At 59.0% G+C, this 16120-nt stretch carries 13 protein-coding genes; 8 read left to right on the top strand and 5 right to left on the bottom strand.

Annotated features, from left to right (window positions below; genetic code table 11):
• Window positions 1–14: 14 nt before the first annotated feature.
• Complete coding sequence (locus tag AC559A_RS00455; protein WP_498815518.1) at window positions 15–1130, bottom strand: glycosyltransferase; 1116 nt, start codon at window positions 1128–1130, stop codon at window positions 15–17.
• Between the two features lie 51 nt (window positions 1131–1181).
• On the bottom strand, window positions 1182–2057 hold the full coding sequence (locus tag AC559A_RS00450) for an alginate O-acetyltransferase AlgX-related protein (protein WP_498816044.1): 876 nt from the start codon (window positions 2055–2057) through the stop codon (window positions 1182–1184).
• On the opposite strand from AC559A_RS00450, the gene AC559A_RS00445 reads away from it, so the two are divergent.
• Together AC559A_RS00445 and AC559A_RS00440 are read left to right on the top strand one after the other, a co-directional pair.
• Window positions 1965–2291: a hypothetical protein gene (locus AC559A_RS00445; RefSeq protein ID WP_498816062.1), complete on the top strand. Its 327-nt coding sequence runs from the start codon at window positions 1965–1967 to the stop codon at window positions 2289–2291. The two genes, AC559A_RS00450 and AC559A_RS00445, sit on opposite strands and share 93 nt — an antisense overlap.
• A 66-nt stretch (window positions 2292–2357) precedes the next feature.
• On the top strand, window positions 2358–4466 hold the full coding sequence (locus AC559A_RS00440; protein ID WP_498815516.1) for a hypothetical protein: 2109 nt from the start codon (window positions 2358–2360) through the stop codon (window positions 4464–4466).
• Between the two features lie 39 nt (window positions 4467–4505).
• On the opposite strand, the gene AC559A_RS00435 is transcribed toward AC559A_RS00440, so the two are convergent.
• Window positions 4506–6215, bottom strand: coding sequence for an alginate O-acetyltransferase AlgX-related protein (locus tag AC559A_RS00435; protein WP_498815514.1), 1710 nt, complete (start codon window positions 6213–6215; stop codon window positions 4506–4508).
• A 2-nt stretch (window positions 6216–6217) separates the two neighbouring features.
• Complete coding sequence (locus AC559A_RS00430; RefSeq protein ID WP_498815512.1) at window positions 6218–7687, bottom strand: MBOAT family O-acyltransferase; 1470 nt, start codon at window positions 7685–7687, stop codon at window positions 6218–6220.
• Window positions 7688–7945: 258 nt separating this feature from the next.
• Here AC559A_RS00430 and AC559A_RS00425 point away from each other — a divergent pair, with 258 nt between their 5' ends.
• From AC559A_RS00425 to AC559A_RS00415, 3 genes are all read left to right on the top strand, one after another.
• On the top strand, window positions 7946–9049 hold the full coding sequence (locus AC559A_RS00425) for a GGDEF domain-containing protein (RefSeq protein WP_498815510.1): 1104 nt from the start codon (window positions 7946–7948) through the stop codon (window positions 9047–9049).
• Window positions 9050–9147: 98 nt separating this feature from the next.
• A complete protein-coding gene (locus AC559A_RS00420) occupies window positions 9148–9705 on the top strand; it encodes a hypothetical protein (RefSeq protein WP_498815509.1) in 558 nt (185 codons plus the stop codon).
• Between the two features lie 286 nt (window positions 9706–9991).
• Window positions 9992–10429 (top strand): FlxA-like family protein, encoded by a 438-nt coding sequence (locus AC559A_RS00415; RefSeq protein WP_498815507.1) that lies wholly within the window; start codon window positions 9992–9994, stop codon window positions 10427–10429.
• 25 nt (window positions 10430–10454) lie between these two features.
• Here the strand turns inward: AC559A_RS00415 and AC559A_RS00410 are convergent, their stop codons facing one another.
• Window positions 10455–10877: a hypothetical protein gene (locus AC559A_RS00410; RefSeq protein WP_028572924.1), complete on the bottom strand. Its 423-nt coding sequence runs from the start codon at window positions 10875–10877 to the stop codon at window positions 10455–10457.
• Between the two features lie 239 nt (window positions 10878–11116).
• On the opposite strand from AC559A_RS00410, the gene AC559A_RS00405 reads away from it, so the two are divergent.
• The 3 genes from AC559A_RS00405 (at window position 11117) to AC559A_RS00395 (ending at window position 15883) form a co-directional block, all read left to right on the top strand.
• Entirely contained in the window at window positions 11117–11506 is a 390-nt protein-coding gene (locus AC559A_RS00405) for a hypothetical protein (protein WP_498815506.1), read from the top strand.
• 125 nt (window positions 11507–11631) lie between these two features.
• Window positions 11632–12855: an MFS transporter gene (locus AC559A_RS00400; RefSeq protein WP_498815504.1), complete on the top strand. Its 1224-nt coding sequence runs from the start codon at window positions 11632–11634 to the stop codon at window positions 12853–12855.
• A gap of 547 nt (window positions 12856–13402) precedes the next feature.
• Window positions 13403–15883: a radical SAM protein gene (locus tag AC559A_RS00395; protein ID WP_498815503.1), complete on the top strand. Its 2481-nt coding sequence runs from the start codon at window positions 13403–13405 to the stop codon at window positions 15881–15883.
• The last annotated feature ends 237 nt before the right edge of the window (window positions 15884–16120 follow it).

Here is a 16120-nt window from a genome sequence, read left to right as displayed (position 1 = left end):
TTCTCACCCCGGGACTACCTCCAATCCTCCGGCCTGTTTTCCGGGAACACCAAAAAGCGTCGTGCCACGAAGTTGAGCATCAGCCCGATGCCCGAGGCCAGCAGCTTCGCGCCAGCGGCACCGAGGCCGAAAGCAAGGAACGCTGTGGTTGTCGCAACGTCCACCAGAGCGATTCCGGTCACGGATGCATAATATACGAGTTGTTCGGTCCCGGTTCTCCAGCGAATGTTCTTTTTGAACAAAAGGTGGATGCACAGCCAGTAATTCAAACCGGCCGCGGCATAGAACGCGATGATCGCTGACGGCCCGACGGACAGTGTCGGCAAGAGCAACAAAAACAGCAGTAAGTTGAACAGCGCGGCCGTGCCGCCGACAAACAGATAGACCAGCATCTGCATAGGCAGCGGCGACCTATGCGCGCCGTAATGGAGGATGCAGTACAGTGCGCGTAGCCCGTCCTTCCAGTTGATTTTCTTCCCTTCGGAGTAGGTCCGGCCGTGATAAGAGATAGGCGCTTCGTAGACCCGACAGCGCATTTCCGCGACCTTGGCCACGATCTCAGGTTCAAAGCCGAACCGGTGTTCTTCGATCTGGATCGACTGGATGATCTCCCGACGGAAAAGTTTGTAGCAGGTCTCCATGTCCGTCAGCCCGAGGTCGCTGAACATGTTGGAGAGGAAGGTCAGTGCGCGGTTCATCTGGCTGTGCCAGAAATACAAAACCCGTCGTTCTCCTGAGTAGAGGAAGCGGGAACCGAATACTACGTCCGCCCTGCCCTCGACCAGAGGAACGATCAGCTTGCGGAGGTCTTGTGGGTCGTACTCCAGGTCCGCGTCTTGGACGCCCACGAAATCTCCCGTGGCCTGGGCGAAGCCCGTGCGCAAGGCGGCCCCTTTGCCCTGATTTCGCTCGTGTCGTAACAGCCGGATGTTCGAGTGGCGCTGGATCAGCGTTTGGGCCACGGCGACGCTGTCGTCCTTGGACGCATCATCGACGATGATCAACTCCAATGCGAGCCGATCGTCGGCAATGGCCAGAACCCGTGCCACGCAGCGCTCCAGTGTCCGTTCCTCATTGTAGCAGGGAATGACCAGGGTCACTGTCACGGGACGTAAAATAACTTCTGTCATAGAAGGTGTCGGTTGAGGGTTGGAAGATGGAGCGCGTTACTGCTTGAGGGCTTACGGAGCGATGGGCACGAGCCGCCAACCATCGGAATGGGTGAATTCCCGGGCCGTGAACACCCAGATCACCAGCTTTTTATCCTGCCAGTAGTCCGGATTACGCTGGGCCCGGCGAAAGAGGTTGATCCGGGCCGGGGTGGCGCCGGAGCCGCGTACGGCGATAAGGTCCACGGGCAAGCCCAGTTCCAGGGCCAGTTGATCGGCCAAGCCCGCGCCCCGGGCGTGCATGTCCCCACCGGCCTGAAAAACCAGGTTGTGGCTGTCGCCGAGCAGGACCACCGAGCTGGCCTGGTCCGGTTCAACGAGCTCGAGTCCAGAGGACGTTTCTCGTCCGATTTGACGCAGGTTTACGAATTCGCGTTCCAGGTCCGGCCTGTCCAAAGCGCGCCACAGATCTCCGCTGATTTGTACTTCTCGCCATCGCTGGTCAAACTGCTGGGTAGCGACCTCAGCGTACCAAGGCATTTCTCGGACAAGATTTCCAATTACCCGAGCCGCGACGACGCAACCCAAGCCGGACCAGTGGGTATCCTGGCGGCAGTAGAGCGGGCCCCTGTCGGCAAACCGTTCTTCGAGAAAAACATTGGTCAGGTCAAGCACCTTCAGACCATGATCTCGCAATATTTCGTAAAATTCCTGATGCGCAGGGTCCAGTCGTGAAGGGGAGCCATTCGTCAACAAGGTGTCGACCATGGCCTTGGAAATGAAGTCAGGATAGATTAATGCCTTGGGAGGGACCGGAACCATAACCAAGTCCACGCCAGCAGCCTGGAGTTGGGCATGAAAGTCGAGAATGGCAGGCAACGGATCAGCGAATTCCGGATTAGTCGCTTTGCTGCCATCGACCGCCGACTCACCCCAAAACGGCCCCAAAACGATATGAGCCAATTCTTGGTCAAAAAAAAGCCACCCATCAACACCCTGCAGGGCCATGTTGCCTCGTTGCGCGGTATCCTGCACCTGGGTCTGTATTTCGGCGTGAAACGCCTTCCATGGCGGAAGCTCAAGGGGAGATTCGGCAGAGGCTGCTTCTTTGGCCACGAAGCTCAGCAAACAGATGCAGAACAGCAGCATGCTCATAAATATGAACATATTCCTGGATGTTGATCGTTGAATGGAGCTCACGATATGTCCTCTAATATTCGCCATAAAACCCTCCTCAATCAGTAAGGCTTGGATGTGAAATCACCTGCAAAAAATCGAAAAAAAATCTTTATCGGTGGAGTCGTCGCGTGCCTGGTTCTGGCCATGTTTCTTTTCTATCACACCGGCCTCGTCGCCGACGTCCACTTCGAAATCCGTGCTTCCGAAGACCATGAAAGTTGGGACCTGCGCTGGAGGAATCAGTCCGGCCCGATAGAACTCGATGATTCGTTGCCGACGAGCATTCCAGGGCCAAAGGATGCTTGGGCCGGGAGCGTGGCCCACCGGCTCGACATGCGCATTACGATGCCTCAGGGGCAATACGTCCTGGAAGTCCGAAACTACGACGCTCATGAGAGCGTACCACCGCTGCTGAAGTTCAAGTTGAACAAAACCCATATCGGAGATGTGCGCCTCAAGAAAGGCAAAGGGCGTCCAACACCTTACCGTCAACATGACCCGAGCCTGACCCTGCGGCTGCCTCTGTCCGTGGCTGAGACTGATAATGTTTTGTCGATCATCAATCTCGAGGGCTCTTGGGTCGCTCCGGCCGGGCTTCGAATCATGAGTGAGCCGAGATTTCAGATGCGCGAAGTAATCCAGAGCGGTCTGACGGGGTCATCACTTTTTTTTATTGCCCTCATGCTTGCCTTTGGCGCACTTCTTTTGGCGATCAGGGGGGGGAGCGAGACGATATGGCCGACAAAGCGGTCCGCCACGATCAGCATCGGATTGGTCTGCGGCATCGCCCTCTTTTTTGTCTTCTCGCAGTTTCGCGAGAATCTGATTCCCTTTGCTGCGGACAGTGCTCGGTCTTTAGTATTGTTTACCGGTGATGAGCCGAGCTACTTGCTGATCGCTCAAGCTATCGCCGCAGGTGACGGGCTAAACGTTCGCAATGTTCATGAACGCGCTGAACACCATGCATACTGGAATAGGGCAATCATCAGCAACACCCAATATACCTGGAAGTGGTACGAAAATTTGGGGATTGAGCCATGGATCGACAGATCCGAGTATTGGAGGGATGCTCAGATATTGCCGCGACCGCCACTCTTGCCTCTGATGCTCTCCCCCACATTCATATTGAGCGAACATAACGCTCGCTGGATATCTCTCTTATTTATTGGAGCGTTTACATCCATTCTTTCGTCAATGACTTTTATTCTAGTAGCTCACAAAAAAAAGCCATCCTTTCAAATTGCTCAGGCACTAATAATATTTCTTTGCATGAGTTCAATCCCTATTGCTTACTACACCACCCAAATCTATCCGGAAATATTTGTTGGAGCCCTTCTTCTGCTGGCATTGGCATTTATTCATAAAGAAAAAAGAATTTGGAAAAATATAGGAGTAGTATTGCTATTTATTGCTCTTTTTGGAACGCAACGCGTTTTTTTAGCCATAGCCATGGCAACTGTCGCCTTGCTCTGGGAGTCCGTTAGGCGACGAGATTATCAGCTGGCAACGGTGCTCATTTGTGGATGGTTTGGGTATTTTATATATCATCTCACTATTTGGGGAGCGCTGGCAATTCCCAATACGAACCTTGCCAGCCAGATGGATTTACGTCTTGTCGGCTTCGGAACAGTCCGCTTTTTCTTTTCCCAAGATGTCGGGTTATTTTTTCTTTCTCCGCTATCAGTCGTTGGATTAATTGCCGGAATTTATCTACTCATTAAAGAAAAAGACGCCATAGATTTTGTCTGGCTGGGACTAACAGCTGGTTCCGTTCTGCTTGTGGCCTGTTTTCCGGACTATCGTGCCGGAACCTGCCCTGCGGGAAGATACCAAGTCATCATCGCTTGCTTGCTAACATTCCCCTTGCTTCGGTTGGTTGCTGTCTCAAAAAATACATCCCTCCCTCCCCTGGTGTCGTCGGCATTATTTTTCGGTGGAATAGGTCTGCTCATTAGTTATCATGTGGCGGCACATCCTGCTTTTTGGTGGCGAGCTTATCACCCACTGTTTGGCCATGCCGCATTACAACCCTACTACAGTTTGCTCCCCAACATGACTGCTTCGGGATGGCTGGTGAATGTTCTCGCTTGGACTGCCGCTTTCGCGGGCCTGATCACTCTGATCGAATATCTTCGAAGATGTGTCAATCTCCGTACAATGAGAACAAGGATACGGTAAAAGTTCAGCTGCAACCTGAGTCACTCAAGACGGTTCAAGTCATTCCAAAATCTCTCCCCATGTCGGTTCTTCCAGTTGCAAGGCGAAATCATCCAGTTCGCTGCGATTGATCCCGTCGTAGGCATCGGCCACATCCGTCCAGGCCTGGAGCCGGATGGCCACCTCGTCTCCGGGGCGCAGACGGGCCGCCGGAGTCCAGACATTGTCCCGCATGCCCCAGACATAGACCACGGCCTGGGGATCGGCAAGCAAGGCCCCGTCGTGCTCCAGGTCCACCAGGTGCAGGCTGAGGATGTGGTCGGCGTAGGGCACGCTGCCGGGACGGGGGACCGGGGACGCAGCGGCGACCACGGCCCGGACCTCCAGAGGGTGGTTGGGTTCAGGCTGGAAAAAAAGCGAGGGCAGGGGCTCGCCCAACTCCAGGTCAATCAGCTTCCAGTCTCCCACGGCCAGTTCCCGGACGGCGAACTGATGAATCACCACCCGCTTGCCCTCCAGGCGGTCCCGGCCCCGGGCCAGTTCCCGAGCCAGAATCTCCCGCGTGGCAAAGGCCCCGTGGTCGTTGCGGGCGATGCGGTCCACGGGACGTTGCAGGGCCAGACTGAGATGCTCGGCCAGTCCGGCCGCTTCTCCCCAGCCCATGGGCTCCAGGGAGAAAATATTGGTGAAGCTGTCGCCCAAAAGCAGTACGTCGGCCGTGAGATCAGGCCGCCAGAAGTCGTCCCTGGCGTCCAGGACCTGTTCCAACATGACGGCTTCCGGAGGGAATAAGGGACTGTCCTTGGGCAGCTCCAGCATGGTGGCGATATCGCCGGTATGGGCGATCTCCAGGGCCCTGGTTTGCAGTCCGGCCGCGGAGCGAGGAACCGGTAAATCTTGTTGCCGCAAATAGTCTCCCAGCTCACGGGCAACAAGCTGCATGGCCTCGGGTCGCCAATGGGTGTCCGTGGCCAGATACTGGGGGCGTCCGGTCTCGGTCTTGGCCCGCATCAGGATCGGAAGGGGATCGAAAACCAGGATGCCAGCCTGCTCCAGGTCCCGGACAAAGGCGGCGTAGGAAGGGTTGTTCAGGGGCTCGGCTTTGTTCAAGCCTGCGGCGAACATCTCCGGGTGGACCATGGGCTTTACCGGGGTGGGCATGACCACCAACTCGATGTCCCGGGCCCGCAGCTGCCGGTGCAGGTCCACCAGGGCTTTGCGAGGGTCCGGTTGCGGCGCGGGCTGCCATTCGTTGCCTGCTGCCGCCCGCCGGGCCAGTTGCCGGGGCACCAGAAAGCCGGGGCCAGTGAGGTAATCCAGGCCGGGCCGGTAGAAAAGCCATCCGTCCCGACCCACGTAGGCCTGCTCGTTGCCCACGCCCAGACGGGTCAGCACGGTCTGCATGCCGGGGCGGATAAGTTGTCCCAGAATGGACGCGTCCTCCAGGTCGTCCTCGAACGCGCCCATCTCCCGCAGCAGCAGCCGGTTGGCGGCCAGAACCCTGGAGAAAAAAGGCTGGTCGGAGGTGTGGAAGACATCTAAGGCCTCGGGCACGGCCGGGAAAATCTCCAAGGACTGGGGCAGCCAGGTGGATCGTTCTCCGCGCAAAGCGGCCCGCAGGTCATGGATATGCTGGCTCACGGTCACCAGGCCGATGAGCAGGAGCAGGGCCAGGGTCAACAGCCAGGCCGTGGCCCGGGATATCCGAGTCACGCCCACCTGTTCCCGGGCGGTCTGTTCTCGCGAGCGTTGCAGATCAAAATCGGCCATGGCTAAAAAATGAAGTAGATGAACGGGTTATAGGCCTGGGTCGCCAGCACGGCCACGGAAAGCAGCAGCAGGGCCACGATCGCCAAAGCCTTGGCCGGGGTAATGGCCCTGGTCCAGTCCCAGGTCTGGGGACAGGACCAGGTGACCACGGCGGCCAGTAGGAACGTGCCCAGGTAGTAAGGCTGATAGATCAGTCCACTAAGAAGGCCTGCGCCAGCGATTGCTTCTGGCCCTGCCTGGACCAGGCCGAACATGGTTCCCAGGTAGGTCAGGGCCGAGGGCAGGTCCGCAGCCCGGAAAAAGACCCAGGTGATCAAGATCAGAACAAAGGTGAACGCGATTTGCACCCCGCCGGGCAGGCGATGATAAAAGCTGGTCTTGCCTCGGACCCGTTCCAATCCCAGGAGCAGGCCGTGCAATGCGCCCCAGATCACGAAGGTCCAGGCCGCCCCGTGCCACAGCCCGCCCAGGAGCATGACCAGGGCCAGATTGATGGCCGTGCGCCGGGGACCTTTGCGGTTGCCGCCCAGGGGGATGTACAGATAGTCCCGCAGCCAGGTGGACAGGGAAATGTGCCAGCGTCGCCAGAATTCCGTGATGGATTTGGACAGGTACGGGGAATCGAAGTTCTTGGGAAAGACGAAGCCCAGCATCAGCCCCAGGCCAATGGCCATGTCCGAGTAGGCGCTGAAGTCGAAGTATATCTGAAAGGCGTAGGCCGCGGCCCCGTACCAGGCCTGGACCGTGGTGATGGTCGCGGCGTCGAAAATGGTGTCCGCCACCTTGCCGCAGGGGTTGGCCAGAAGGATCTTCTTGGCCAGCCCCAGGCTGACGAAGGCCACGCCCCGGGCGAACTTTTCCAGGGTATGGGCGCGGTGCAGGAGTTGATCCGCCACCTCCCGGAAGCGGATGATCGGCCCGGCCACCAGTTGCGGGAACATGGACACGTAGCAGGCGAAGTCGATGAAGTTGCGCAGGGCCTTGGCCTGGCCTCGATAGACGTCGATGGAGTAGCTCATGGACTGGAAGGTATAGAAGCTGATCCCCAACGGCAGGGTGATCCGCAAGGCCGTTTCCAGTTGCAACCCATGCAGGCCGAGCCAGCCCAGCAGCAGGTCGTAGTTCTCCACGGCGAAATTGAAATACTTAAAAAAACCGAGCAGGGAGAGGTTGGTCAGGATGGACACGGCCAGGGCGATTTTCTGGCTGCGGGTGCGCGGCCCCTTCGGGTCCAACTCCTGAATGGGCCGCTGGTCGAACAAGGGCCGCCGCCCGGCCATGATCAATCCGCAGAAATAGTCCACCACCGTGGACGACAGCAGGATCAGGACGAACAGCGGATTGGACCAGCCGTAAAAGGCGTAGCTGAGTACCGTCAGCCCCAGATGCTTGCCCCGCCGGGGCAGCAGATAATAGGCGAACAGGGCCAGCGGTAGAAAATAGAAAAGGAAAATATGGGAGCTGAAGACCATGTCGTCAGGAAAAAACGCGTTGTGATTCGGTTGCGCGGGAAGCGCGGTGAGGCAAGAATTTCAGGCTATCAGGAGTGCCTGAGGTGATCAAGACCGCCGAGAGGCGAGAGGTTGTGGGCGTTTGATGTTGCGGTCTTCACCCATGCGGACTAAAATCATCGGTACAATGTCCCCTTCAGAGGCTCATCAGTCATTTCTCCACCGTGCTCAAGCCTTGTTTTCCGGAATCCGGCGCCCCCCGGCTCCAACGGAAGCTCCATGAGCGGTCGCGATGCTCAGAACGCGGCCGACGCGCACTGCCTACGGGAAAGGTTGGAGCGGACTCTGGAACTGTACAGGCAAAATCTTTCCGTCTTTCACAAGTTCAAACTTTGCGCCTCTCAAATCCAGGCCATAACCTCCCTGGACCAACTTCCCGCGCTTCTGACCACGTTGCGCGGCAGCCTCAAATTGCGGGACATTCATCTCGTCTTGGACCGGGAGCAGTACGCCGGTTTTCTCCCCGATTCCATCCCCATCCGATCCCAGCTTTCTCTTCGACGCATGCTCAGGGAGATGGGCCTGGCCGAGTCCTTCAGGCACCCACTGCTCGGCTCCTTCGCGGACATCGCGATCCAGGCTCCTACCGCCCGGGAACTGTTCCAAACACGCGGCCAACGGGACTATCTCGGCTCGGTATGCGTCTTTCCCCTCTGGGACAAGTATCAGCCGGACAACCTGATCGGCTTTCTGGCCCTGAAAGACGGCGATCCTTTGCGCTACAATGAAGGAATGGCCACCGACTTCATCGAGTTCTTCGCCGACCTGTTCTCCTGGTCCCTGGTAACGCTCCGGGAACACGAAAAACTCCAGCGTGAATCCACTCAAGACCATCTTACCGGTTGTCATAACCGATCCTACCTGATGAAGCACGCGCCGCGAATCCTGGAGTTCGCGCATCGTAAAAAAATGCCGGTCGCGCTGCTGTTCATCGATCTGGACGGATTCAAAAAAGTCAACGACACCTTGGGTCATGCTTGCGGAGACCAGCTCCTGGTCGCCGTGGCGCATGCGATCCAGAACATCGTTCGCGACTACGACATTTTCATCCGTCTGGGAGGCGACGAATTTTTACTGCTGCTTCCGGACGTGAACAGGGAAACGGCTCAAAGAACCGCAAACCGCATCCAGGATGCGCTGCGCACCCTCCCCGTCGCCCAAGTCTGTGCGGTCGCCACGCAACTCAGGATCACGGCCTCCATCGGCTTGGCCATGCATCGCCCCGGAGAAAACCTCCACCAGTTCATCCAACGGGCAGACACGAGCATGTACAGCGCTAAGCCTTCAGCCAGCGAAGGGGCGCGAACCTCCGAGTCAACTTGACGAGACTGGTTGTCGAGTCGCCTTTTGGTCTCACGCTTGCATTCGAGCACGAAAGGACGTCATCCGGTATCCGTTCATGACCGACCAGGAGAAGGCACATGCTTACAGGAAACCTGCAATCTATCGGCAACCCTTCCGCCACGCCTTACGTGAACTCGGTGCACACCGTTCCGCCCAGGGCAAATTCCCTTGGCGGCAATTCCTCGAACAGCGCGGATACCGTGACGATATCCAGCGAAGGCAGGCGGGCTGCGGATGCTCTGCGCGGCGACATTTCCGCCACAGGGGATGCCCGGCAGACATCCGCCGCCGACTACCCCCTGGAAATGTATCAGATTCCCACCTGGTTCGCTGAATATGGGTTTCAAGTTTCCACCCAGCTTGGGGCCAAAGGAGATTGGTTCGCTGAAAGATATCCCCAAGCCGCTGCCGCATCCACCGCTGAACGTAGGGAATACGCCGAACTCGTGCGCGGGCATTATCGGGCCATGCTTGCTGAAAACGACATTACCGGCTTGGAGTCTCACTACAACGCCCTGGTGCTTGACCAGTCGCGCAGCGAATCTCTGCGTCAAGAAATGATGGAGCGAGTCCGGGGAGACACCCGACTGGTTGAGTTGATGCACATCATGGGCAAGTCTTCCGTGATAATGTAGACCTGCGCATCGTCTTCGCCGTGACGACCATTGTGGCTGGCTTGCGGCCTGTTGTCGTCGCCTGGAAAAATATTCCCATTGAGGGCGGACTGTCCGCCCTTTTCATTTCCTCTTCCGTCTTCAAGAAGTCAGTTTATCGCTGGATAGGGCAGGCGAAGCCGCTTCATGTCAGCAGATGCGTCCGGCCAGATACGTCTTGCCGGATACCTCTGGCCAGAGTCGCTACCGAGGCATGCCTTTTGCTGCGATACTGCGCACGGCAACTATTTCCCAATTGGAGTGAGCCATGCGCATAGACGGTTATCAGAATTTTTTGCGGGCAGGAGAGTTTGTGGGACAGCCCATTGTCCGGGAAAATCAGGAAACGGACTGGTTCCGGGGCGCTTCGACTTCCGTCGGGGGCGACACCGTGAGCATTTCACCTGCGGCCAGGGAGGCTCAGCAAGCCGCAAAGTCCGAAGACACCGGCGACAATGACGCGGCGGAAGCATTCAGGAAGTACATGCACAAGGCCAGAGGCGGGATCGATTCCTCTTCAAGCGGCCCCTTGGAGGCGCTGCAAGCCCGGCTGAAGGACCTGACGAACAAACTGTCCGCCATCGCCGCCAACCAGTCTATGCCGGAGCAGACGAAAAACAGCATGATCCAAGTAATCCAGGCTGAAATTAATCAGATTTCCGCCCAAATCGCCGAACTTGAGGCGCAAGCCTCGGAGACGGCATGATCGGAGCTCTAAATAGCTCCATCAGCTATCGCCGTTCCGTCCCAACGCGCTTCCGGGCCTCGTCAATTCTCTCCAGAACATAATCCTCGAGAACGGAATCCGGCTCTTCCACGTCGAAGCAATAACCGTCCTCGCCAAGCAGCCCCAGGGGCACGAGATTGCCGCGCTCTTCCGGGTCACTGACCGTGTCCGCGTAAAAACAGACCGAGAGCCACCGCCCGTCCACGTCTTCGACCACATCTACCAGACAGAACAGTTCTCCCGAGACAGCGCCCTTGTCCGGCTCCGCGATTTTTGCCCGCAGACTGGCGCTCACTCCGTCCCGTTCCACGAACTCCATCTCGTTTTCAGGGTCGCGCAACGCTTCCAGCAAGCGCGCGAAAAAAGGACGGACTCGCTTCGGGTCCGCCTGCCATCTCGTCAGATAGGCCTGGACGACTTCCAGCATGCTTTCTCCTTATAATTGATCGAGGTGTACAACAATGGGCGTTCGCCGCAAAAGGCGGGCTGGATACTGACTCAATTCGGAACGCCGTTCAAGGGCGAGACCATTGCAGCGCCCGCGCTGCCTTTTGACATTTCCGGCCAAGCCCCATACATCCCAGAACGTTCCTGAATACATCCCAACAACCGTGCGTGGAAAGCGGACGCACGCCCGGCGCTTTTCCATCCACTCGGGGTTGACCCATGAAAATTTATTTCTTCCTGCTGGCGATACTTTTCCTGGCCACCACGGTCACTCGGCTGTTGCTGCTCGCCATCACCGCCGAACCCGCGCTCACCGTGAAAATCCTGGCCGACATCGCCTTTTTCGCCCTCTGCCTGCTGGCCTGCCATGGGTTGGCCTTCGGACGACACTACTTCTCGCCGTCATTCTGGGTCTGGCCCGGGCGGCTGACGTTGATCCTGGGCGGGGTCCACGTCTTGTTGGTGCTGTCCACCCTGGACGAGTCCGCTTCGCCGTTCTGGCCCATCGACCTGGGCATGGCGGTGGTCATCTACGGCCTCTTCGCCATTCCCGCGATCCTCTACGCCAATGAGTTGAAAACCGGAGCAACCTCGGCTTCGGGCCCGTAACGGACCGAGCAATATCCGGCCCCGCCCCTGATCCGGGCGACCCGTAACGGTACGCGACACACCCCTCGCAGGGCGTGTTTCGTCCATCCTCTTGACGCATTCCCTTTCACTCCACTTTCTTGATCATGCCCACGCCCTTTGTCTCTCCCGGCACGGATGCCGCCGGCTATCCGGCCTTTCGATCCGTAGTTCCCGGCCTGCTCAGCCTAATGGGCATTTTTTTCGCCAACTTTCTGAGCCGGGTCGTCCTTGCTCCGTTTTTACTGCATATCCGTGACGATTTCGATCTGACCAAGGCCCAGGCCGGGGAGCTGTTCTTCATCGTCTCCCTGGGCTACAGCGTGGCCCTGCTCTGCTCCGGCCTCCTTTCCTCCCGTCTGGAGCACCGCCATGTGATCGTGGTTTCCGCGGTGGGCATCGCCCTGGCCCTGGTCATGGCCGCGCTCAGCCCGAACCTGCTCTGGCTGCGGTCGAGCCTGCTCGTGGTCGGCCTTTTCGGCGGGCTGTACTTTCCGTCCGGTTTCGCCGTGCTCACGTCCATGGTCCCGCACACCAACTGGGGCAAGGCCCTGGCCATCCATGAGCTGGCCCCGAACCTCAGCTTTATCCTGGCCCCGCTGCTGGCGGAAATGACGATTGGTCTGGGGCTGGGCTGGAGGACGGCGTTGACCGGCAACGCTCTCCTGGCACTGGTCGCCCTGGTTCTGTTCCTTCGGTACTGTTCCGCGGGCCGGGAAAAAAGCATTCCTCCCCGCCCCAAGGCCTACCTGACCGCCCTGGGGGACCGGCGCTTCTGGATTCTGGCCGTCTTCTTCACCATGGCCATCGGGGCCACCCAGGGCGTCTACGCCCAAACGCCGCTGTACCTGGTCAGCGTTCGTGATCTGCCCGCGGACTGGGTCAACTACCTCCTGGCCGCGTCCCGGGTCTCCGGGCTGTTTCTGGTCTTCTGGGCCGGAATGATCGTGGATCGCCTCGGTCCCATTCGGGCCCTGCGCATTTTCGTGGCCCTGACCGGCATCGCGACCATCACCTTCGGCCTGCTGCCCGGGAGCTGGGTCATGCTGGCGGTGCTGGTCCAGCCGACCATGGGCGGCTGTTTTTTCCCAGCCGGGTTCGCCGTGCTCTCCCTGGTCTACCCCGCGGCCGTCCGGCCCCTGGCCATCTCCCTGGTCGTGCCCATGGCCGTGCTGGCCGGCGGCGGACTGATTCCGGCCGGACTCGGCATCTTCGGCGACCACGACCTCTTCGCCCTGGGCTTCATCCTCCTGGGCGCGGCGATCCTGCTCAGCACCCTCCTGACCACGGCCCTCAAGCCGTCGCCGTCACAAGATCAGCCCACGCCCTGATCCGCCTTTGCCTCGCGAAGCCGAACACGACACCGACATTTTTGGGCAACAGCCGATCTTGCTGAAAATTTCACCACGGGGATCACTGGGGGCACAGGGAAGATATTTCGTAAAATTGAGGTAACTATTCAGCATTGAGTAATACCGTTACCGGGGTCGGAGTCGGGATCGGCGCTTCGCTATCGGGATCGAAAACGCTGGGAAGCGTTCATAATTATTCCTGTTCCGATTCCGATTCCGATAGCGACCCCGACTCCGATTGCCGGAGCAAGGGCGAACACAAAATGTGCTGAGTAAATACAAATTGAGGAGTTCCTTCCCCGTGCTCCCCGTGCGCCCCGTGGTTGAACAAACATCCTGGACAGACGATGGAAATGGAAGTGTCGCTGTAGTGCCAAGCTATCGCCCGTCCGCCCAAAACCATTGACGAAAAAGCCCGCGTCCGGCACCTCTCTCCGGGGCGAACACGCGGTACGACCGGAATCGATCCGGCCTAAATATTTGCCGCTGTTGGGGTGATGGACGACAACATTTTGGAGCAGCGGGCATGAAGACCTATTCCGTACGATTCTGTCATTCAGGAAACGAAGCAAACATCTCCCACGACGCGCTGCGGGCGGTGGTGGTGGATTTTCTGGAGCGCTGGGGCACGCGGTTCTATCTGGGGCCGGACTTTGGAACGCTTCTGGGCCATGGCGACCGATTCGCGAACCTGCTTCGAGCCTGTGGAATGGATGAGGCGGCGTTTTTTGAGGAGGTCTTGCGGCAACTGGCCCAAGCGAACCACCAGTCGGATCACGAAATGGACGACCACGAAGGTCCGGAGGTGCGCGTCTCCGGGATCGTCCTGCCCAAGCGGTTGTTGCTGGTCTTTCTGGAGCAGATGCTTCCCGGCGACGGGTTCGTGGCGGTGCATTCCGTGGAACAGTACGCGGAATTGACCAACATCGCGGTTCCGGAGGAACAACGCGATGATCTGCAACAGGTCATCGACACCTACCCGGTGCGGCTGTCCCGGCATGTCCTGCGCCAGTCCCGCCTGTCCCGGCACGTGGCCTATCAGTTCATGCCCTTTGTCCAGGAGCTGGACCAGACCGGCCTGAAAAACACCTGGATTGGGCAGTTCCACCAGGGGCTTTTGGAGCAGATGTACCAGAACCGGCCGATCTTCGTCCTGCACATGAGCTGCCCGGTCTATTGCCGGTTCTGCTTCCGCAAGCACAAGGACTGTCGCAACCTCCCCGCGCCCACGGTGGAGGACGTCCAAAAGGCGGTGGATCACATCGCCGCCTCGCCCCAGATCAAGGAGATCGTGCTCACCGGCGGGGAGCCGCTGATGAACAAGGCCACCTTGACCACGGCAGTGGCCGGTCTGGCCGGGATTCCCCACGTCCAGACCATCCGCATCGCCTCCCGGTGCATTTCCTATTACCCGTCCCTGTTCTTCGCGGAGAACGAATTCTGGCTGAACTACCTGATCGACCGGAACCGGGAGCTGCAAAAGACCAACAAGAAGATCGAGATCGCCACCCACTTCATCCATCCGGACGAAATCTCCCATTACAGCCTGGAGATCATCTCCCGGCTGGTCCGGGGCGGGGTCGGCGTCTACACCCAGACCCCGTTCCTGAAGGACTGCAACGACACCGGCGCGGAGCTGGCCGAGCTCTACGCCCAGCTGCGGGCCGTGGGCTCCGAGTTGCACTATATCTACATCCCGTGCAGCCCCATCCAGGGCAACAATATCTACTGGACGCCCATTTCCGCCGGTCACGCGGCCCTGGCCCATCTGCGCGGTCACCTGCCGGACCGGGCCATGCCCATTCTATGCACGGCCACCAAGATCGGGAAGATCGACTGGAACACCAGCGGCTGGGCCGTGGAGCAAAGCGGGGAGGAACCGGATATGATCTGGATCCGCACCCCCTACACCGAAGGCTACTTCAAGTCGTTCGCCCCGCAATTTTCCCTGGAGAAGAGCCGCGTGAACCACGAAGGGACCCTGGACTCCCGGTTCATGGCCCGGATCGGCGACGAGTCCCTCTTTTTCGGCTCCCTTTCCCAGGACGCGCCCCCGGCCAGGGACTTTGATCCCCAGGAACTGGGCCGGGTCCAGCAGCTCATCTGCCAAGACCAACGCATCCGTCAAAGCATCGTCCCCACGGGCATCGAGGCCCTGCAGCGCGTTCACCGCACCCAGGTGGAGGTGGACGTGGCCGCGAACCGGGAGATGCCCGCCATTCTGGAGTACATCCAGGCCAATCCGGAGATTTCGGACGTGGTCCTGGCCGCGGAAGACAGAATCCTCAACCACCTGCCCGAGGTCCAGGCCTATGCCCAGGCCCTGCGCTCCCTGCCCCAGGTCACCGCCCTGCGGGTGCGCAGCCTGATGTTCGCCTACGAGCCCGAGGCCTACACCGACGACGTGATCGAGGAACTGATCGCCCTGAACCACCTCGACCCCGCCCGCCCGACCCGCCTGGAACTGGAAACCCAGTTCGTCCATTCCAGCGAATTCCGCCTGGTCCACGGCGAAATCATCCGCCGCCTCCTGGCCCACGGCGTGACCGTGTACAACAACATCGCCCTGCTCTCCGGGATCAACGACTCCCCGGAGGAAATGAAGCGAATCTGCTACAACTGCCGCCAGATCGGCATCGAGCTCCAGAACCTCTACGTCGCCGGACTGCCGGTGCAGGAGGAATGGAACCGGGACAACCCCGTGGAAGCCACCACGGTGATCGACCTGGCCACCCACCTGCGCCGCCACGAAAGCGGCCGGGAGGTTCCGGTCTACGTGGTCCGAACCATCCTCGGCGACGCGGACTTCAACCTCAACGCCCGCATCGTCGCCGCCCACGACGACCACGTCCTGATGCGCCTGCTCTGCGTGACCAAAAAAGCCATGCGCGATATTGATCCGGATTTTGACTGGCCCGAAGGAGTCGAGGAACGGGACGGACATCCCGTGGTGCCGGTGCGCGGGCTGACGGCACGGACGAACCGGGACTTTTTTCTGCGTGGATAACCCGGGACGCCGTGGGGGATAGTGGAAAGGAAATCCGGTAAAAGCGAGGGGAGCATGCAAGGCTGGCAGGGTCAGGATGACAAAGCCAAGTTTAGTGAGGTGGCTCAAAGAGCGCGAAATGACGGGCTACGGGAAATTACCGAACATGGCGAACCGAGAATCGAGGTGCTCCCGAAAACGGAATGCGAACGCTTGGTGAAGCCGCTTCCGCCTCTTGTCGAGCTGTTCCGTTCTTCT

It is taken from the genome of Desulfonatronum zhilinae, assembly GCF_900182865.1.
In the GTDB taxonomy this organism is placed as follows: domain Bacteria; phylum Desulfobacterota; class Desulfovibrionia; order Desulfovibrionales; family Desulfonatronaceae; genus Desulfonatronum; species Desulfonatronum lacustre.
This window is presented reverse-complemented; position numbering and strand designations above follow the sequence as displayed.